The organism is Microbacterium fluvii (genome assembly GCF_025515205.1).
GTDB classification, from domain to species: Bacteria; Actinomycetota; Actinomycetes; order Actinomycetales; family Microbacteriaceae; genus Microbacterium; species Microbacterium fluvii.
On record NZ_JAOPFX010000002.1, the window covers coordinates 118,366 to 138,208 of the forward strand.

16 protein-coding genes are annotated in these 19,843 nt (G+C 70.7%); 13 read left to right on the forward strand and 3 right to left on the reverse strand.

Annotated features, from left to right (window positions below):
- The first annotated feature begins 69 nt into the window (after window positions 1–69).
- The 6 genes from OAW74_RS09245 to OAW74_RS09270 are packed head-to-tail and all read left to right on the forward strand — an operon-like array spanning window position 70 to window position 7,971.
- The gene (locus tag OAW74_RS09245) at window positions 70–1,176 is read left to right on the forward strand and encodes a DUF917 domain-containing protein (RefSeq protein WP_262874071.1); all 1,107 of its coding nucleotides are present in this window, start codon (window positions 70–72) and stop codon (window positions 1,174–1,176) included.
- Entirely contained in the window at window positions 1,173–2,750 is a 1,578-nt protein-coding gene (locus OAW74_RS09250; protein ID WP_262874072.1) for a hydantoinase/oxoprolinase family protein, read from the forward strand. The genes OAW74_RS09245 and OAW74_RS09250 overlap by 4 nt, the downstream gene beginning before the upstream one ends.
- 40 nt (window positions 2,751–2,790) lie before the next feature.
- The gene (locus OAW74_RS09255; RefSeq protein WP_262874073.1) at window positions 2,791–4,380 is read left to right on the forward strand and encodes an ABC transporter substrate-binding protein; all 1,590 of its coding nucleotides are present in this window, start codon (window positions 2,791–2,793) and stop codon (window positions 4,378–4,380) included.
- A 1-nt stretch (window position 4,381) separates the two neighbouring features.
- Window positions 4,382–5,428 carry an ABC transporter permease gene (locus OAW74_RS09260; protein WP_262874074.1) on the forward strand — a complete coding sequence of 349 codons (1,047 nt, stop codon included), beginning with the start codon at window positions 4,382–4,384 and terminating at the stop codon, window positions 5,426–5,428.
- Window positions 5,429–5,431: 3 nt separating this feature from the next.
- Window positions 5,432–7,207 carry a dipeptide/oligopeptide/nickel ABC transporter permease/ATP-binding protein gene (locus OAW74_RS09265; RefSeq protein WP_262874075.1) on the forward strand — a complete coding sequence of 592 codons (1,776 nt, stop codon included), beginning with the start codon at window positions 5,432–5,434 and terminating at the stop codon, window positions 7,205–7,207.
- Window positions 7,204–7,971: an ABC transporter ATP-binding protein gene (locus OAW74_RS09270; RefSeq protein ID WP_262874076.1), complete on the forward strand. Its 768-nt coding sequence runs from the start codon at window positions 7,204–7,206 to the stop codon at window positions 7,969–7,971. The genes OAW74_RS09265 and OAW74_RS09270 overlap by 4 nt, the downstream gene beginning before the upstream one ends.
- Window positions 7,972–8,031: 60 nt before the next feature.
- Here OAW74_RS09270 and OAW74_RS09275 read toward each other — a convergent pair whose 3' ends face one another.
- The gene (locus tag OAW74_RS09275; RefSeq protein WP_262874077.1) at window positions 8,032–9,384 is read right to left on the reverse strand and encodes an MFS transporter; all 1,353 of its coding nucleotides are present in this window, start codon (window positions 9,382–9,384) and stop codon (window positions 8,032–8,034) included.
- A 137-nt stretch (window positions 9,385–9,521) separates the two neighbouring features.
- Complete coding sequence (locus OAW74_RS09280) at window positions 9,522–10,538, reverse strand: LacI family DNA-binding transcriptional regulator (RefSeq protein WP_262874078.1); 1,017 nt, start codon at window positions 10,536–10,538, stop codon at window positions 9,522–9,524.
- 196 nt (window positions 10,539–10,734) lie between these two features.
- On the opposite strand from OAW74_RS09280, the gene OAW74_RS09285 reads away from it, so the two are divergent.
- The 5 genes from OAW74_RS09285 to OAW74_RS09305 are packed head-to-tail and all read left to right on the forward strand — an operon-like array spanning window position 10,735 to window position 15,699.
- Window positions 10,735–11,922, forward strand: a complete 1,188-nt coding sequence (locus OAW74_RS09285) for a CaiB/BaiF CoA transferase family protein (RefSeq protein ID WP_262874079.1) — start codon at window positions 10,735–10,737, stop codon at window positions 11,920–11,922.
- Window positions 11,915–12,724, forward strand: a complete 810-nt coding sequence (locus OAW74_RS09290) for an enoyl-CoA hydratase-related protein (RefSeq protein WP_262874080.1) — start codon at window positions 11,915–11,917, stop codon at window positions 12,722–12,724. Before OAW74_RS09285 ends, OAW74_RS09290 begins: the two co-directional genes overlap by 8 nt.
- Before the next feature lie 9 nt (window positions 12,725–12,733).
- Window positions 12,734–13,585 (forward strand): transketolase, encoded by an 852-nt coding sequence (locus OAW74_RS09295; RefSeq protein WP_262874081.1) that lies wholly within the window; start codon window positions 12,734–12,736, stop codon window positions 13,583–13,585.
- Between the two features lies 1 nt (window position 13,586).
- Complete coding sequence (locus OAW74_RS09300; RefSeq protein WP_262874082.1) at window positions 13,587–14,690, forward strand: transketolase family protein; 1,104 nt, start codon at window positions 13,587–13,589, stop codon at window positions 14,688–14,690.
- Window positions 14,683–15,699, forward strand: a complete 1,017-nt coding sequence (locus OAW74_RS09305) for a zinc-dependent alcohol dehydrogenase (protein WP_262874083.1) — start codon at window positions 14,683–14,685, stop codon at window positions 15,697–15,699. The genes OAW74_RS09300 and OAW74_RS09305 overlap by 8 nt, the downstream gene beginning before the upstream one ends.
- Window positions 15,700–15,718: 19 nt before the next feature.
- On the opposite strand, the gene OAW74_RS09310 is transcribed toward OAW74_RS09305, so the two are convergent.
- Window positions 15,719–16,618 carry a LysR family transcriptional regulator gene (locus OAW74_RS09310; protein WP_262874084.1) on the reverse strand — a complete coding sequence of 300 codons (900 nt, stop codon included), beginning with the start codon at window positions 16,616–16,618 and terminating at the stop codon, window positions 15,719–15,721.
- A gap of 112 nt (window positions 16,619–16,730) precedes the next feature.
- On the opposite strand from OAW74_RS09310, the gene OAW74_RS09315 reads away from it, so the two are divergent.
- Window positions 16,731–18,380 carry an amidohydrolase gene (locus OAW74_RS09315; RefSeq protein ID WP_262874085.1) on the forward strand — a complete coding sequence of 550 codons (1,650 nt, stop codon included), beginning with the start codon at window positions 16,731–16,733 and terminating at the stop codon, window positions 18,378–18,380.
- 26 nt (window positions 18,381–18,406) lie between these two features.
- Window positions 18,407–19,831 (forward strand): aminobutyraldehyde dehydrogenase, encoded by a 1,425-nt coding sequence (locus tag OAW74_RS09320; protein ID WP_262874086.1) that lies wholly within the window; start codon window positions 18,407–18,409, stop codon window positions 19,829–19,831.
- Window positions 19,832–19,843 lie beyond the last annotated feature (12 nt).

Consider the following 19,843-nt stretch of genomic DNA (forward strand, 5'->3'; position numbering starts at 1 on the left):
ACAGTTCTAGTCGAAGTTCTAGCCTGGTGGAACATTGTTGCATCGCCGACTCCTTCGTAGCGTGGGCACATGACGCAGATCCCCCCCGCTCCGCGCGCTGTCGAGCGACTCTCCGAGATCACCGAAGACGACGTCGCGGCACTCGGAATCGGCACGGCGGTGCTCGGCACCGGCGGCGGCGGCGCGGTGCACGGCGCGCAGATGATGACAGAACGGGCCCTGCGCGAGCACGGCCCGGTGCCGCTCGTGACCGTCGACGAGCTCGAACCCGACGACGTCATCGTGCTGATGTCGGGCATCGGCGCCCCCACCGTCGGCATCGAGATGCTCGCCGCCAGCGGGCAGATCGTCGCGCTGCGCAACGAGGCGGAGCGCCTGCTCGGCCGGCCGATCACGGCGATCATGGCGGCCGAGATCGGCGGAAGCAACGGTGTGCAGCCCATCGGCTGGGCCGCGCGGCTGGGCGTCAAGGTGCTCGACGCCGACGGCATGGGCCGCGCCTTCCCCGACGGCGCGATGGTCGCCATGAACGTCGCGGGCGTGCCGTGCGAGTGGGCGGTGCAGAGCGACGTCGTCGGCAACATCTCGGTGATGAAGACCGTCGACCTGCACTGGCTCGAGCGCCACGCCCGCGCGCTGACCGTGGCGAGCGGATCGATCTGCATCGCGACGCACTACCCGATGACCGCGGCCATGGCCAAGGGCGCCGTCATCGAGGGCACGGTCAGCACGGCCGTGCGGGTCGGGCATGCGCTGATGTCGTCGTCGGATCCCGTCGCCGCCGTCTCGAGAGAGCTCGACGCCCGCGTGCTGATGTCGGGCAAGATCACCGATCTCGACCGCCGCACGGTCGGCGGGTTCGTGCGCGGCTCGGTGACCATCACCGGAACGGGGGCTGATCGAGGGCGCATGCAGCGGCTCGAGCTGCAGAACGAGAACCTCCTCGTGCTCGAAGACGGCGAGGTCATCGTGAGCGTCCCCGATCTCATCACGATCATCGACGCCGAGACCGGCCACGCGATCACGACGGAGATGCTGCGGTTCGGCCAGCGGGTGTCGGTGCTCGCGTGGGCGTGCGACCCCATCTGGCGAAGCCCTCGGGGGCTCGAGCTCGCCGGCCCCGCGGCCTTCGGCTACGACCTCCCCTACGTCCCGTTCGAAGGAGCCGCACGATGACCGAGGCCCGTGACCTTTCCATCGGCGTCGACGTCGGCGGCACCAACACCGATGCCGTGGTGCTCGACGCGAGCGGCTCCGTGCTCGCTCACACCAAGCGGCCGACCACGGAAGACATCACCGGCGGCATCCGCGCCGGCATCGCCGATGTGCTCGCGTCGCTCGGTGAGCGCCGTGCCCGCGTGTCGCGGGTCATGCTCGGAACGACCCACGCCACCAACGCCATCGTCGCCCGCCGCCAGCTCGACCGGGTCGCAATGATCCGGCTCGGCGCCCCCGCCGCGACCGAGTTCCCGCCGCTGGGCGGATGGCCGCAGGATCTCGTCGACCGCGTGCTCGCCGGGTCGGCGATGCTCGGCGGCGGGCACATGGTCGACGGCACCCCGATCTCGCCGCTCGACCGCGACGGCATCCTGCGCTTCGTCGACGGGCTCGACGATTTCGACGCCATCGCGGTCGCGGGGATCTTCAGCCCCTCCTCGCCCCACCAGGAGCAGGAGGTGGCGGGGCTGCTGCGCGAGCACATCGGCCCGGACGTGCGCGTCTTCCTCAGTCAGGACATCGGCCCGATCGGCCTGATCGAGCGCGAGAACGCGACCGTTCTCAACGCCGCACTGCACAGCGTCGCCCGCTCGGTCACCGAGGCGCTGGTGGCCGTCGTGCGCGAGGAGGGACTGGACGCGCAGACCTTCTTCGCGCAGAACGACGGCACGCTCATGTCGCTCGACTACGCCGCGCAGTACCCGGTGCTGACGATCGGCTCGGGGCCCGCGAACTCGATCCGCGGAGCGGCGTTCCTCTCCGGTCACGAAGACGCGATCGTCGTCGACGTGGGCGGCACGACGTCCGACCTCGGCGTCGTGACCGGCGGGTTCCCGCGGGAGTCGACGCTGCCGCGCGAGATCGGCGGTGTGCGCACCAACTTCCGCATGCCCGACATCCTCTCGGTGGGGCTCGGCGGCGGGACGATCGTCGACGTCGAGACCGGCCGCGTGGGTCCGGACTCGGTCGGCTACCGCATCGACCGCGAGGGGCTGCTGTTCGGCGGGTCGACTCCGACACTGACGGATGCCGCCGCGCTGCGCGGCGCCCCCGTGGCAGGGCGCTCGCTGCCGCGTCTGGCGAAGTCGACGTCGGCGGCTCTCGAAGCCGCGCTCGCGGTCGTCGCCGAACGCCTCGACGAGGCCGTCGAACGGCTCTCGCTCGGTCGCCTGGATCTGCCGCTGGTCGTCGTCGGCGGCGGAGGGTTCCTCGTGCCCGACCGCCTCGACAGCGCCGGAGTCGTGATCCGTCCCGAATACGGGGACGTCGCGAACGCGGTCGGCGCCGCGCTGTCGCTCGCGGGCGGCCGTGCCGACCAGATGGCGCCGATGGACGAGCGCGAGGCCGCGATCGAGGCGGCGTCGGAGGCGGCCATCGCCAAGGCCATCCAGGCCGGCGCCGACCCGTTGGAGGTCTCGGTGGTCGAGATCCTCGAGACCCACGTGCCCTACACGACCCGCCCCACCGTCAACGTCGCCGTCAAGGCGGCCGGACCCCTCGCTCACCTCAGCGCACGCGTCGGCGCGCGCTGAGGCATCAGACCTGCACCACCACCGCATGAGAGGAATCGCAATGCAACGCAGTATCGCCGTACCCGTCGGCGCCGGCTTTCTCGCCCTGGCGCTCGCGCTCACGTCGTGTTCTGGATCCTCCGAGCCGTCGGCCTCCTCCGAGGCCGAGTACGTCTCGGGTGGAACCTTCGTCACCCGGATCACCGACGATCCGGGCGATCTCAATCCGATGAAGGCCATCTCGCCCGACACGTGGAGCGTCCTCACGCTCGCCTACGAGTCCCTGATCTACGTCTCTCCCGACGGCGAGCTCAAGCCGTGGCTCGCACAGGAGTGGACCGAGACCGGCACCGAGGTCGTCTTCACCCTCAAGGAGGGTCTGACCTGTGCAGACGGCAGCGAGTTCACCGCCCAGACCGTGGCCGACAACCTTAACTACAACGCCGACCCCGACAACGCGACGTTCTCGTACGGCTCGGTCATCGACGAGACCGTCAGCGCCACCGCGGAGGGCGACCAGGTCACCGTGACCAGCGAGACCAACTCGCCGTTCCTCGCGGTCAACGTCGGCACCATCCTGATGGTGTGCGACGCGGGCCTGGCCGATCCGGAGTCGATGTCCGACACCACGAACGGCACGGGGCTGTTCGACCTCACCGACGTGCGCCCCGGTGACACCTACACCTTCACCAAGCGCGACGACTACACGTGGGGCCCCGACGACGTCACCAGTGAGACGGTGGGCCTGCCCGACTCGATCGAGGCGCGCGTCGTCACCGACGAGAGCACCGCGGCGAACCTGCTGCTGTCGGGCGAGATGAACGCCGCGGCCATCTCGGGCGCCGACCGCACGCGACTCGACGGAGCAGGGCTGGAGTTCACCGGCACCCGCAACCCCGCCGGGATGATGCTGTTCAACGAGAAGGAGGGCCGCCCGTTCTCCGACCCGCTGGTGCGCGAAGCGCTCACGACGGCACTGGACCGCGAAGAGGTGGGCACGGTCGTCGCCGACGGCGACCCCCTGGAGTCGATCTCGCTCGTGACGAAGAACCCGCTGCTGTGCGTCGTCGACCCGCCCGCGTGGTCTCTTCCCGACACCGACCTCGACCGTGCAGCGGCTCTGCTCGACGAGGCCGGCTGGACGCTCGGCGCCGACGGCAAGCGCAGCAAGAACGGCGAGCCGCTGACGATCAAGTTCGTCTACAACGCGCCGACCTCGACCCACGCCCCGGCGGCGGAGCTCGTGAAGCAGACCTGGGACCAGCTCGGCGTGACCACCGAGCTCGTGGCCAACGATGCGGCGGCGTGGTCGGAGCAGCTGTGGTCGACGTTCGACTGGGACACCGGGTGGATCGTGCTGCTCCCCGGCAGCCCGCTCGTGCTGTCGACCTTCTTCGCGGGCGGGACGCCCGAAGAGGGCGGACTGAACTTCATGTTCGTCGACAACGAGGAGTACAACACCCTCGTGAGCGAGGCCTCGAGCGCGACTCCGGAGGACACCTGCGGCCTGTGGCAGCAGGCGGAGACCGAGCTGATCGAGCGCTTCGATGTGTTCCCGCTGGCCGACAACATCCTTCCGACCTACCAGTCGGGGGCGGTGTTCGAGCAGCCGAACGGCATCCAGCCGACCTCGATCCGGATGACGAACTGACATGACGATGACTCCTCCGCTCGCGCCGCCCTCCGAGGGTGTCGGATCCGCCACCGCCGCGATCGCGGCGCGAGCGGAGGGGCGTCGTCGCCTGCACGGCATCTCGCCGCGCACGGCCTTCCTGATCCGACGGATCGGCCGCCTGTTCGTCTCCCTCGCCGTCGTGGTGGTCGCCTCCTTCTTCCTCGTCCATCTCGTGCCAGGCGACCCGGTGCGGGCGGCGCTCGGACCGAGCGCGACGCCCGAGCTGGTGGCGGCCACTCGGGCCCAGCTCGGGCTCGACCAGCCGCTGTTCACGCAGTTCGTGAACTACGTCACGGGGCTCCTGACGGGCGACCTCGGCACCTCGGTGCGGCTGCACCGCCCGGTGGGCGACGTGCTCGCCCAGCGGTTCCCTACCACGCTCCTGCTGGCGGTGCTCGCCTTCGTCATCGCCGTCGTCGGCGCCATCCCGGCCGGGATCGGCGCCGCCGTGCTTGCGCGATCGGGTCGCCGTCGCGGTCTCTCCCTCGCGCTCTCCGGCGTGCTGGGGGTGATCATCGCCGTGCCGAGCTTCCTGCTCGCGGTGGGGCTCATCGCCCTGTTCGCGGTGCAGCTGGGGTGGCTCCCGGCAGCAGGCTGGGGCGCGCCGCGCGACGCGATCCTGCCGGTGATCACGCTGGCTCTCGGTCCGATGGCCTATCTCGTGCGCATCGTGCAGGTCGAGATGCTCGCGGTGCTCGACACCACATATATGACCACGGCACGGGCCAAACGCCTGCCCCGACGCCTCATCTACCTGCGGCACGCTCTGCCGAACACGATCACGGCGTCGCTGACTGTGGGCGGACTGATCCTCGCCGGACTGACGGCGGCGACGGTGCTGGTCGAGACGGTGTTCGCCATCCCCGGCCTCGGCACGGTCATGGTGTCGTCGGTCGGTGCCAAGGACTACCCGATGGTGCAGGGCGTGGTGATCGTGTTCGCCCTCATCGTGCTGGGCGTCAACCTCGTCGTCGACGTGGTCCTCGCCACGATCGACCCCCGATCCTCGATCACGGAGGGCTGAGCGATGGCAGTCAAGAGCAGGGCACTGACGACCACGGGCATCGCGGCGATCAGCGGGGCGGTGATCCTCGTCTTCCTCGCGGCGCTGGGCCCGGTGATCTGGGGCGAGGCGGCCGCGCAGACCTCGGTCGCCGACCGCCTGCTGCCGGCGGGGCCCGGCCATCCGTTCGGAACGGACGAACTGGGCAGGGACATCTTCGCCCGCGTGATGACCGCGACGCGCATCACGCTGCTGCTCACGCTCGGGGCCACCGCCATCTCGCTCGCCGGCGGGGTCGTGTTCGGGCTGCTCGCGAGCATCCTCCCCACCTACCCTCGGCGATGGTTCACGGGGCTCCTCGACATCCTCCTCGCCTTCCCCTGGCTGCTGCTGGTGCTCTTCTTCACCGTCATCTGGGGCGCGACGGCCACCGGCGCGATGCTCGCCATCGGGTTCGCCGGGATCCCGTCGTTCGCGCGGCTCGTCTACAACATGGCGGCCTCCGTCTCGGGGCGCGACTACGTGCGCGCCGCCCGTGTGGTCGGTGTCGGGCCGGTCGGCATCCTGGCCAGGCACGTGCTGCCCAACATCGCCAACCCGTTCTTCGTCAACGCGGCGGCGACGGCCAGTGTGACGCTGCTGTCGTTCGCGGGGCTCTCGTTCCTCGGCCTCGGCGTGCAGGCCCCCGACTACGACTGGGGCCGCATGCTGCAGGAGGGCATCCTGCGCATCTACGTCAATCCGATGGCCGCTCTGGGGCCGGGGACCGCCGTCGTGCTGGCCGGTCTCGTATTCACCCTCGTGAGCGAGGCGGTCGCCGGCGGCGGCGGTGGGGGCGTGCGCGCGGTGGCCGCTCGCGCGGGCGGCGCCGTCGGGCTGGAGCGCGCCCGGTCGAAGACGCCGGCGGGCGCGGCCCCCGCCTCGGCGCCTCCGAGCGACGTCGTCGCCGAGATCGCGGGGCTGAGCGTCGCCTTCCCCACCGCCGACGGCGGCATCGTCGAACGCGTCCACGGCATCGACCTGCGCATCGGCAGAGGAGAGGTGGTCGGCATCGTCGGCGAGTCCGGTTCGGGCAAGTCGCTCACGGCGATGGCGCTCGCGGGGCTCCTCGGCGAGCAGGCCATCGTGACGACCGACCGGCACCGGTTCGACGGCATCGACATGACCGGCCCCCTCTCGCCGGCCGATCGCTCCCGTCTCGGTGTCGAACTGGGGATGGTCTTCCAAGACCCGCTGACATCGCTCAACCCGTCACTGACCATCGGCCGCCAGCTCACCGAGGTCCCCGAGGTGCACCTGCGGATGAAGTCCGCGGACGCCCGCGCCCGCGCCGTCGACGCGCTCCGCTCGGTCGGCATCGCCGACGCCGGTGCGCGCCTCACGCAGTACCCGCACGAGTTCTCCGGAGGGATGCGGCAGCGCGCGATGATCGGCATGGCGCTGACCGGCAAGCCGAAGCTCATCATCGCCGACGAGCCGACGACCGCGCTCGATGTCACCGTGCAGCGGCAGGTGATGGGTGTGCTGCGGCGCGCGCAGGACGCGACGGGGGCCGCCATCGTGTTCATCTCGCACGACATCGCCCTGGTCTCGGCGTTCTGCGATCGGGTCGTCGTCATGAAGGACGGCCGGATCGTCGAAGAGCTCTCTGCCGCCCGCATCCGAGAAGACGCGCGGCACCCCTATTCGAAGGCACTCATCGCATGCCTGCCCGATATGACCAGCGACCGCACGGCGCCGCTCCCGGTGATCCCCGCCGAGCTCGCGCCGGAGGCGATCCGGGAGGAGACGACGGCATGAACGCCCTGGAGATCCAGAACCTGAGCGTGCGCTACGGCCGCACCCTCGTCGTCGACGACGTGAGCATCGCCGTGCCCAAGGGCGGCGTCGTCGGGCTCGTGGGCGAATCGGGCTCCGGCAAGAGCACCGTGGCCGCCGCCGCCGTGGGACTCGTGCGACCCGAGGGCGGCCGCATCCTGATCGACGGCGTCGACACGGCGGGCTCGAGCGCGGCGGCGCGGCGCGCGCGCCAGCGGATGCAGCTGGTGTTCCAGGATCCGTTCTCCGCGCTGGACCCGCTGATGACGGTCGGCGACTCCATCGCCGAGGCGCTGCGCGCCACCGGCCGGCGGTGGAGCAGAGCAGAGCGCGTCGAGCGGGTGCGGGGGCTGCTGCGGCAGGTGCACCTGGATCCCGATCGCGCAGGAGAGCGCCCGGCCGCGTTCTCGGGAGGGCAGCGGCAGCGGATCACGATCGCGCGGGCGCTCGCCGGCGAGCCCTCTGTGCTGATCGCCGACGAGGTGACCAGCGCGCTGGACGTGTCGGTGCAGGGTGCCACCCTCAACCTGCTGCGGGAGCTGCAGGGGGAGCTCGGGCTCTCGATGCTCTTCATCTCGCACAACCTCGCCGTCGTGAGGTACATCAGCGACGAGGTCTCGGTGATGCGCCGCGGGCGCATCGTGGAGTCGGGGCCGACCGCCGACGTGCTGGCCGCGCCCGCCGACGACTACACCCGGCAGCTGCTGACGGCCGTCCCCGTGCTGGGGGAGCGCATGCAGCTGTGAACGCCGACGACATGCAGGAGGGGCCCGCAGGCGCGGGCCCCTCCTGTGTCTTCCGGTGTCTCAGGAGGCGGGGACCCGCTCCGACGTGACGGCCTCGACATCAGCGGCCGCCGGGGGGCGGCGCAGCGTCTCGGGCAGCGTCATGATGCCGATCAGGCCGATCACGCTCAGCACCAGCAGGAAGCCGCCGACCAGCCACGGGCCGTTCCCGGCGGCGACCAGCGCCGTCGCGATGAGCGGGGTGGTTCCTCCGACGAGTGCGACCGGGATCTCACGCGAGATCGCGATGCCGCTCCAGCGCATGGCGGTCGGGAACAGCTCTGCGAGCATCGCGGCCGACACGCCGATCGTCGCACCCTGCACGACGACCATCCCGAGCACGATCGCCAGGACGATGAGCAGGATGTTCTGAGTCTGGAACAGCAGGAACATCGGGAAGGCGAAGGCGATCGCGAACACCGCCGCGCCGATGAGCACCGGCTTGCGGCCGACCCGGTCTGCGAGACGGCCGAACAGCAGAGTCGCGGGGATCGTCAGCAGCTGGGCGATCAGCAGGCCCACGAGCACCGGCGTCGATTCGACGGCGAGCGTGCCCGTCACATACGAGAGCGAGAACGTGCCGACCATGTACGACCACGGCAGCGCGAACGCGAAGATCGCCATGCCCGACAGCAGGAACCGCCAGTGCTCGCGCACCGCGATGACCAGCGGCGCGCGGCGCACCTCGCCCTCCCTGTCGATCGCCTCGAACGCCGCCGTCTCCTTCACCCGCAGCCGGAAATAGAGCGCGAAGGCGACGATGACGATACTGGCGATGAACGGGATGCGCCATCCCCATGCCAGGAACAGCTCCTGTGGCAGCATGCTCACCAGGGCGAAGGCGGTCGTCGCCAGCGCCATGCCGAGGTAGACGGCGGCGCCGGGGAAGCCGGCCGTGAAGGCACGGTGCTCGTCAGCAGACGACTCGCTGGCCATCGTCATCGCACCGGCGAACTCGGCGCCGGCGCCCGCGCCCTGGAAGATGCGCAGCACGATGAGGGCGATCGGCGCCCAGACCCCGATCGTCTCGGCGGTCGGCAGCAGTCCGATCAGCGTCGTGGCGGTGCCCATCATGAGCAGGGTCACCAGGAGCGTCGCCTTGCGGCCGACCCTGTCGCCGAAGTGCGCGAAGATCAGACCGCCGATGGGGCGCGCGCCGAACCCGACGGCGAAGGTCGCGAACGACCCGAGCACGCCGGCGAGCTGACCCGCCCCCGGGAAGAACAGCGGAGCGAACACGAGCGCGGCGGCGAGGCCGTAGAGCGTGAAGTCGTACCACTCGATCACCGTTCCGACGGAGCTGCCGATGATGGCTCGGCGGCGCTGCGCGCGGGAGTCGAGCCCGAGCTGGTCGATATCTGACTGATGTGCCATGACACTCCTTTGTGACATCGGTTGCGCGGGGCGTCGGTGCCGACCGCGATTTGGTTACGTAACCATTTGTGGTTGCGTAACCACCATACGCGCATCGCCGAACGATGGCGAGACCCTTTTCCGCGGATGCGGTCGGTTCACCCCGCCGCGAGAGCGCGGGTCGTCGCCCGCTCGACCAGTTCGCACGGGAGCACGACGTGAACGGCATCGCCGTCGGGGTCGGCGAACCGGTCGAGCAGCATCCGCACGGCGCCGAGGGCCATGTCACGGATCGGCTGACGCACGGTGGTCAGGCGGAACGACTCCCACGCGGAGGCGCGCACGTCGTCGAAGCCGAGGATGGAGACCTCGCCCGGCACCTCGATGCCCAGGCCCGTCGCCGCGTTGAGGGCGGCGAACGCCATCAGATCGTTGTGGCAGAACAGCGCCGTCGGGCGATCGGGGAGCGAGAGCAGTGCGTGCGCGGCGGTGTAGGCGCGCTCGTAGGTGAGGTCGGCGCCCTGCACGAGATCGTCGTCGAGCCGCACATCGCGCGCGGCGAACTCCTCGAGGAACCCTCGGTGGCGATCGCGCACCGATCCCGCGTCGAGCGGGCCGGTGACGACCCCGATGCGGCGGTGCCCGAGGTCGAGGAGGTGGCGGGCCGCCAGCCGACCGCCCTCGGAGTTGTCGGGGGTGAGGGAGTCGACGCGGGCCTCGAAGTCGGGGCCCATCGTCACCATCGGCACGCCGAGCGACAGGATGGGCGACATCTCCTCCGAGGGGAGCAGCGTCGTGGTGACGATGACGCCGTCGACGCTGGTCTCCCACAGCGTCGACGCCAGGTTCTCGGCGCCGCCCGCCCGATCGCTGACGATGAGGGTGCGGTAGCCGGCGGCGGCCAGCTCCGCGCTGATCGTGTTGAGCAGCTCGGCGTAGTAGCTGTTGGTGAGCTCGCCGAGCACGACGCCGATCGTGTTGGTGCGGCTGGTGACGAGGCTCCTCGCGCTGAGATTGGGTCGGTAGCGCAGTCCGTCGATCGCGGTCAGCACGCGTTCGCGCATCTTGTCGGAGACGGCGGGATGCCCGTTGAGCACGCGCGAGACGGTCGTCTGCGAGACGCCGGCCGCCTTGGCGACGTCGATGCTGGTCACTCCGTGCGGCCTCGGGCTCATCGGGCTCTCCTTCGCGTGGTCCCCGCGTCGATGGTTGCGTATTCGAGGTGTCGCCGTCCACTCGGACGTGCAGCGGCATCCGGTTGACAATCCCCGATGAATACGTAACCATTTCGTGTCAGGACTCGAATCGAGACGCGAGTGGCAATGGAGGCACGATGACGACGCATCACATGACGGCCCGGGGACGGCGACCGTGACGGGCCCGCTCGACGGTGTGCTCGTCGCCGATTTCTCGCAGCTGCTGCAGGGGCCCTTCGCCACCCAGGCGATGGCAGACCTCGGTGCCCGCATCATCAAGGTGGAGCCCCTGGGCGGCGACTGGACCCGCTCCTACGCCATGCTCAACGCCTACCCCGGCGGCGAGTCGGTCAGCTTCCTCGCGTTCAACCGCAACAAGGAGTCGATCGCGCTCGACCTGAAGTCGCCGGAGGGGCTGGAGCTCGCCCGCAGCATCATCCGCCGCGCCGACGTGGTCGTCGAGAACTTCCGCCCAGGGGTGATGGACCGGCTGGGGATCGGCTACGAGGCGTCGCGAGTCGACAACCCAGGGCTCGTCTACGTCGCCTCCTCGGGCTTCGGCGTCGACGGTCCGTACGCGACGCGGCCAGGACAGGACCTGCTGGCCCAGTCGGTGGCCGGGCTCCCCATGCTGCAGGGCAACGCCGAGGATCCCCCCGTCGCGGTCGGAGTCAGCGCGGCCGACGTGGCGGCGAGCTTCCACATCATCTACGGCACCCTCGCCGCGCTGATCGAGCGCGGCAGGACCGGCATCGGCCAGCGCGTGGACGTGTCGCTGCTCAACAGCGTCATCGCCTTCCAGACGCAGGAGTTCGTCGCGACGATCAGCAGCGCCGAGAAGCCCCAGCGTCCGGCGGCCGGCGCGGGCAACGCCTTCACGGGTGCGCCCTACGGCATCTACCGCGCACGCAACGGCTACATCGCCATCGCGATGAATCCGCTGAAGCTCCTCGCGGGAATCCTGCAGATCCCCGAGCTGATGGACGAGGAGTCCAAGAACGTCATGGAGGGGCGCGATCTCGTCAAGCCGCTCCTCGACGCCAAGATCGCGCTGTGGGACCGCGACGAGCTGCTCGACGAGCTGCTCGGTCACGATGTGTGGTGCGCGCCGGTGAACGAGTTCGCCGACGTGCCGAACGACCCCCAGGTGGTGCACAACCGGATGTTCCGCACGGTCGAGCATCCGACCGCGGGGGAGGTGACGCTCGTGGCCCCGCCGATCCGATTCTCCAACCAGTCCGTCGAGCGCTTCGAGGCGCCGCCGCTGCTGGGTGCGCACACGCGACGCATCGCCGAGGAGTTCGGCGGGCTCGATGCCGAGCAGATCGACGCGCTCATCGAGAGGAAGGTGTTCCGTGGCTGACACGACGCAGGGAGCAGACGCCGAGGTCGTCCTCACCCGCACCGAGGGGCGCACCAGGATCATCACGATCAATCGACCCGAGGTGCGCAATGCGATCGACTCGCGCGTCGCGCGGGCGCTCGCCGACGCCGTGATCGCCGCCGACGACGACCCCGAGATCTGGACGGTCGTACTCACCGGAGCGGGCGACCGCGCCTTCAGCGCGGGAGCCGACCTCAAGGCCGTGTTCGCCGGCGAGGTCGTGCACGATCCGGATCGGGAGCACCTCGGGTTCGCGGGGTTCGTCCGCCTCGACATCGCCAAGCCCGTCATCGCCGCGGTGGACGGCTTCGCCCTGGGCGGCGGGTTCGAGATCGTGCTGCACTGCGATCTCGCCGTCGCCTCTCAGAGCGCGACCTTCGGCTTTCCCGAGGCGCGGGTGGGCAAGATGGCCGCTGCCGGCGGCGCATTCCGCATCGGCCGACAGATCCCGCCCAAGCTCGCCGCGGAGATGCTCTACACCGGAGCCGCGATCCCGGCGTCTCGCGCTCTCGAGCTGGGCCTGGTCAACCGGGTCGTCGCCGACGGCCACGCGCTCGAGGCGGCCCTCGCCCTCGCCGACGAGATCAACGCCAACTCGCCGTTGTCGGTGCGGGCGAGCAAGCGCACGCTCCTGGGGATCGACCACGGCGACGCCGAGCGCGACAGCGCCGATTGGGACCGCATCCGCGAAGAAGACGCGACGCTGCTGCGCTCGCACGATGCACAAGAGGGAGTGCGCGCCTTCGTCGAGAAGCGCGCCCCCCGCTGGACAGGAAGGTAGGGCATGACCATGTCGATCGAATCCGCGACGGCGGCACCCACCCGAGAAGAGCTCGCCGCGCAGGTGCGCCGCACGGTGCTGCTCGAGGCCGAGATCGCCGGCAGCGGCCATTACGGCCCGAGCCTCTCGTGCACCGACCTGCTGGTCGCCCTCTACACCGACCTGCTGCGCGTCGACCCCGCCGACCCCGATGCGGCCTGGCGAGACCGCCTCGTGCTCAGCAAGGGGCACGCCTGCTCGGCGCTGTACGCCGTGCTCGCGCAGCGGGGCTTCTTCGCCGCCGATCTGCTGCGCACCTACACCCGCCTCGGAACGGCGTTCGGAGACCACCCCGACATGAAGAAGGTGCCGGGGGTCGACTTCTCGGCGGGCGCCCTGGGCCACGGCCTCTCGGTCGCGGTCGGCATGGCGCTGCACGCCCGCCTCCGCGCAGACGGGGCGCGGACGGTCGCCATCCTCGGCGACGGCGAGCTCAACGAGGGTCAGATCTGGGAAGCGGCCGGCTTCGCCGGCGCGAACCGACTGTCGGGCCTGGTCGCGATCGTCGACGTGAACACCGTGTGCGTCGACGGCACGACGCGCGAGGTTCTCGACTACGAGCCGCTCGGCGACAAGTGGGCGGCCTTCGGCTGGGAGGTCGAGCGCATCGACGGGCACGACTTCGACGCGATCGACGGCGCCCTCGGCCGCTTCGCGCAGCGGCACTCCGACGGCGGGCGTCCCACCGTGATCCTCGCCGACACGGTGGCGGGCAAGGGCGTCCCGCCCATCGAGGGCATGGCCGAATGGCACATCGGATATCTCGGCGGCGCGGACCTGGATGCCGCACTCCTGACCGTCGCGTCGACCGGAGGCAACTGAGATGACACTGCTGCGACAGCCCACGATCCTGCAGGATCCCGTCTCCTTCGATCACGAGGGCAAGGCCGGGTATCCGTCGCGCTCGATCGGGACGATCCTCGCCGACCTCGCCGACGACGACCCGCGCATCATGGCAGGAAGCGCCGACCTGACGTGGTCGACGTTCCTCGCCGACTTCGCAGAGCGCCACCCCGACCGCTTCGTGCAGGCCGGCATCGCGGAGCGCAACATGCTCGGCATCGCCGCGGGACTCGCCTCGTGCGGCGCGCTGCCGTACGTGTCGACCTTCTCGGCCTTCGCGAGCCTGCAGAGCCTCGACGTCATCCGCAACGACGCCGCCTACACGAACCTGCCGGTGCGCATCATCGGCACCCACACCGGGGTGTCGATGGGCTACTTCGGCTCGTCGCATCACGCGATCGAAGACATCGGCGCGCTGAGGTCGATCCCGAACCTCACGGTGCTCTCCCCGGCCGATCACACCGCCACCGAGGCGCTCGTGCGGGCCACGGTCGATGCGAGCGGACCGGTCTACCTCCGCCTCGGTCGAGGGGCGAGCGGGCCCGACGTCTACGAGTCGCAGGGCGAGGTCGTCTTCGGCGAGGCGGCGACGGTGCGCAGGGGCTCGGGGGTGCTCGTGGTCGCAACGGGCATCACCGTGCACGCCGCGCGCGATGCGGCCGATGCGCTGCGCGCCGCGCACATCGCGGAGCCGACGGTGGTCGACGTGCACACGATCCGCCCGTTCCCGGCCGAGCAGATCGCCGCGCTCGCCGCCGCGCACGAGGTCGTCGTGGTGGTCGAAGACCACATGGTCGACGGCGGACTCGGCACGAGCGTCATCACGGCGCTCTCCGAGCACGGCGTCGCCGTTCCGGTGCATCGCCACGGTCTGCGCGACTTCGCGATCTTCGGGCCGCCCACCCACCTCTACCGCTACTACGGACTGGATGCTGCCGGCATCGCCGTCGTCGTCGAGCGCGCCGCGCAGCATCCGTCTGCCGGACCGCGGGTTCCGCTGTGGGGCGAGGCGGACATGCGGCGGGAGCTCGAAGCGCAGCAGGAGGCCGACCGCGTGCGAAAGCCTGAGGTCGTCTTTGAGTGAGGCGAGCGGCCGTGGCCCGGTGATGCGCCGCCTGCGCATCACCGCGCCGGGGCGAGCCGAGATCGAATCGGTGCCGTCGCCCTCGCCCTCGCCGGGCGAGGCGATCGTGCGCGTCGAGTCGTGCGGGCTGTGCGGGTCGGACGCGAGCATGTTCACCGGCAAGCACCCGGTGATCACGCCGCCGCTGGTCCCTGGGCACGAGATCGTCGGATCGGTCGTGGCCGAGGGTGGCGGTGCGGAGGGGCTGCTCGGCAGACGGGTGGCCGTCCTGCCGCAGATCGGATGCGGCGAATGCACGGCGTGCACCGCGGGCCACCCGCGGCTGTGCGACCGGATGCGCCTGATCGGAGGACAGATCGACGGCGGCGCCGCCGAAGAGGTGCGTGTTCCCACGACCTCGCTCGTGGCCATCCCCGACGCCGTCTCTTCGACGGTGGCGCCCATCGTCGAACCCCTCGCGGTGGCCTACCACGCCGTCGGGCGTGCCGGGCGCCTGGACGGCGCCCACGTGCTCGTCGTGGGGGGTGGGCCGATCGGACTGCTCGTCGCCCTGACCGCCCGCGCCCGCGGGGCCGCGGACGTCACCCTCATCGAACCGGTTCCCGCGCGCCAGCAGGTCGTGTCGCACTTCGGCGTTCGGGTGGCCGCCGCCATCCCGAGCGCGCCGCACGACGTCGTCTTCGACTGCGTGGGGGGCGCGGTCGGCCCGTCGCTGCTGGCGACGGTGGTGGCGGGCGGCACCCTCGTGCTCGTGGGCGTGGCGGCACCCGAGCTCGCGTTCGGGGGGATGCTGCTGCAGCGGCAGGAGCGGACGATCACCGGCTCGCACATGTACACCCACGAGGACTTCGCGGCCGCGCTGGGGCTTCTCGCCGACGGGCTGCTGCCAGACGACGACGCCTCGCTCGCGCTGCTGTTCGACCGCCGACCGCTGGCAGAGGGAGCCCAGGCCCTCGCCGACCTGGTCGACCGCCGCTCGGTGAGCCTGAAGATCCTGCTCATCCCCTGACCGCGCCGGCGGCGACCGCTCACATGACGCGGTCGAGATTGTGGTTGCGGCGCAGATCGAGAAAGCGGGTCAGCTCGCCCACCAGCGCCTCGATCTCGTCTCGCCGGGGGTTCGTGGGACTCCAGGCGGCGTTGACGGGCACCAGGAGCGGCCCCGCGGGGCCGATGACCGGGATGGCCACGGTGCCGCGGAGCGCGTCGTCGGTCAACAGTGCGATGCCGCGCCCCGCCGCCGCCATCGCCGCGCCGATGGCGGGGTGGCGCACGACCTGGCTGAACTCGAACGGGCGATCCAGGCTCGACAGGGCGTCGTCGACGATGCGTCGGGCGGCGTTGTTCGGCGTGAGCACGATCAGCGGCTCGTCGAGGAGCTCTTCGATCGCGACGAATCCGCGGCCCGCCAGGGAGTGGCTGCGGGGAACGTGGGCGCGCACGACGCCGTCGCTGAGCTTGCTGTGCCGCCACATCGGGGGCGGAGTCCTGGTCGACAGCGCGAGATCGGCCCCTCGGGCCTGTGCGATGTCGAAGACGCGGAAGGGGTCGGCGGGCTCGCAGTCGAGAGTCGGGCCGCCCTCGCCGCGCGAGACCAGGAACGGCACGATGCCGGAGTCGATCGTGGCAGGGGGTGCGATGACGTGCAGTGCCGCCACGGTCTGGGTGCCCTCCTGCTTGGTGCGGCCGATGATGTTCTCGGCGAGGCTCAGCAGGTCTGTTACGCGCTCGTAAAATCTGCTGCCCGCCGTCGTCGTGCGCAGGCCCCCGGAGCCGCGCACGAACAGGGCCACGCCGAGGTCCCTCTCGAGACCGGCGATCTGTCTGCTCATCGCCGGCTGCGTGATGCTGGCACGTCTGGCGCCCGCCGAGATCGAACCCTCCTCGACGACGGCGACGAACGAGGCGAAAACGCGAAGGTCCATCATGCACACAGAACATACATGACGTACCAAATTGCATTTGCCACATATGCGCGTGTGCCCCACTGTGAAGGGACGGCGAACGCCGCGACACAGCGCACTTCACAGAACGGCAGGCATGGAGCTCGACGCCCTCATCGAAAACGGCAGGATCTGGACGGGTGACCCCCGACGGCCCTGGGCGACGCGGCTCGGCGTGTTCGCGGGGCGCGTCGTGGGCATCGACGAGCAGCTCGACGGCGTGACCGCCGCGCGCCGGATGGATCTGGGGGGCGCGCCCGCGGTGCCCGGCTTCCACGACGCGCATCTGCACTTCAGCCTCTACGGCCACCGCCTGCTGCAGGTCGACGTGTCGGCCGCGGCCTGCGCAGACCTCGACGCGCTGTACTCCGCGGTCGCCGCCGCCGTCGCCGATGCGACGCCGGGGGAGTGGATCCTCGGAGCCGGGTACGACCAGAACAAGATCGGCGCGCATCCGACGCGGCGCATGCTCGACGCCGTCGCCCCGCACAATCCGGTCTACCTCGAGCACACCTCCGGTCACATGGGCGTGGCCAACTCGGCGGCCTTCGCCGTCGGCGGATTCGATCTGCGCTCGATGCCGGCGGTCGACGGGGGCCTCGTCGAACTCGACGCCGAGGGGCTTCCCACGGGCCTCCTGCAGGAGCGTGCGCAGGAGCTCGTGAGCGAGCTCTTCCTTCCCGTTCCGCTGGCCAGGCACCGCCGAGGCTCGGTGCTCGCCTCCCGAGATCTGGTGCGGCTGGGCATCACGAGCATCACCGAGCCCGGCATCGGCGTGCCCGGCCAGATCGGCCGCACGCCGATCGAGATCAGGGCCTATCAAGACGGCATCGACGCGGGAGACATCCGTGTGCGGCTGTCGGTGATGCCCTATGTGCGCGCGCTGCACGACCTCGGCGACATCGGCGGCGGCGACACCGGCTGGGGGCTCGATCTCGGCATCCGCAGCGGATTCGGAGACGACCGCCTGCGCATCAGCGGTGTCAAGGTGCTCAGCGACGGCTCGCTGATCGGGCGCACGGCGGCCGTGTGCTGCGACTTCCACGACTCGCCCGGAAACACGGGCCTGCTCATCCAGGATGAGCGGGAGCTCGGCGAGCTCATCATCGCGGCGCACCGCAACGGCTGGCAGGTCGCGACGCACGCCATCGGCGACAGGGCGCTGGATGTCGTGATGGACGCCGTCGACGAAGCACAGCGCCTCTTCCCCCGCCATGACCCGAGGCACCGCATCGAGCACTGCGGCATCTCGCGGCCCGACCAGCTCGACCGGGTCGCCGCGCTCGGGCTGATCCCCGACCCGCAGGGCACCTTCCTCTCCGAGACCGGAGACGGCCTGCTCGCCGCCGTCGGCGAGGACCGTGCGGATCTGCTCTACCGCATGGCCAGCTGGCTCGAGCGCGGCATCGAGCTGCCGGGCTCGACGGATGCGCCGATCGTGGGCGCCGACCCCATCGCGAGCATCTCGGCGATGGTCAACCGGCGCACGGAGCAGGGCCGGCCCATCGGCCCCGCCGAGGCGATCACCCCGCTCCAGGCGCTGCGGGCCTACACCTACGGCTCGGCCTACGCGGCACGGGAGGAGCGGATGAAGGGGACCATCGCCCGGGGGATGCTCGCCGACCTCGCGGTGCTCAGCGACGACCTTCTCGCCGTCTCGCCCGAGCGCATCGGCGAGGTGACGGTGGGCGCCACCATCATCGGCGGCCACCTCGTGCACGACACCGGAGCGGTGCGGGTCGCATGAACGCCGCAGGCAGCAAGGAGAACGACATGGCCATCGAGCTGACCGTGCACAACGTCATCGACGGGAAGCTGAGCCCATCGCGCGGCGAGCGGCTGGCGCTCGTCGACCCGGCGACGGGCACCCAGGTGGGAACGGCGCCCGAGAGCACGCCCGCCGAGGTCGACGAGGCGTTCGCCGCCGCCCGCCGCGCCTTCGCCGGCTGGAGCCGCACCACGCCGCAGCAGCGCGCCACGGCGCTTCTCGCCCTCGCCGATCTGATCGACGAGCACGTCGATGAGATCACCGAGCTCGAGGTGCGTCTGACCGGCAAGCGCCACGAGTTCACGGGGCCGCTGGAGGTGAGCAAGGGCGCTGACATCATCCGCTTCTTCGCGGGTGCCGCGCGGGTCACCGTGGGACTCGCGCAGACCGAGTACACCGAGGGCTACACCAGCTCGATCCGCCGCGAGCCCGTCGGCGTGATCGCACAGGTCACACCCTGGAACTACCCGTTCATGATGGCGATCTGGAAGATCGCCCCGGCTCTGGCCGCGGGCAACACCGTTGTGCTCAAGCCGGCCGAGACCACACCGGCGACGACCGTGCTGCTGGCCCGACTCGCCGCCGACGTGCTCCCCGCCGGAGTGCTCAACGTCGTGTGCGGGGCGCGCGAGGTGGGCTCGCGGATGTCGACGCATCCCGAGGCCGACATGGTCGCCATCACCGGCAGCACACGCGCCGGCTCGCAGGTGATGGCGGCCGCGGCCGCAGACCTGAAGCGGGTGCACCTCGAACTCGGCGGCAAGGCGCCGTGTCTCGTCTTCGCGGATGCCGACCTCGCCGCCGCGGCCGCCGGCATCGCCTCCGCGGCGTTCTTCAACGCGGGCCAGGACTGCACGGCGGCGACGCGCGTGATCGTCCACGCCGACGTCGCGGAGGAGCTCACCGAGCGGCTCGTCGCGCAGGCCCACGCGCTGCCCACGGGGGCGCCCGCCGACGAGGCCTTCTTCGGTCCGGTGAACAGCGACGCGCAGTTCGGCCGCATCCGCGGGGTGCTCGAGCGGCTCCCCGCCCACGTGACGGTGCGCACCGGCGGCGTTCTGGAGGGCGCCGGATTCTTCGTCGCGCCGACCATCGTCACCGGCGTGCGACAGGACGACGAGGTCGTGCAGACCGAGATCTTCGGTCCCGTGCTCACGGTGCAGACCTTCCAGACCGAGGACGAGGCGCTGGCGCTGGCCAACGGCGTGGATCTCGCGCTCGCCTCGAGCGTGTGGACGCGCGATCACGGACGCGCCACGCGGCTCAGCGTCGGGCTCGACTTCGGCACCGTGTGGATCAACTGCCACCAGATCATCGCGACCGAGACTCCGCACGGCGGCTTCAAGCACTCGGGCTTCGGCAAGGACCTCAGCTACTTCGGGCTCGAGGACTACACCCGCATCAAGCACGTCACCAGTGCGCACATCTGAGACCGGGAGCAG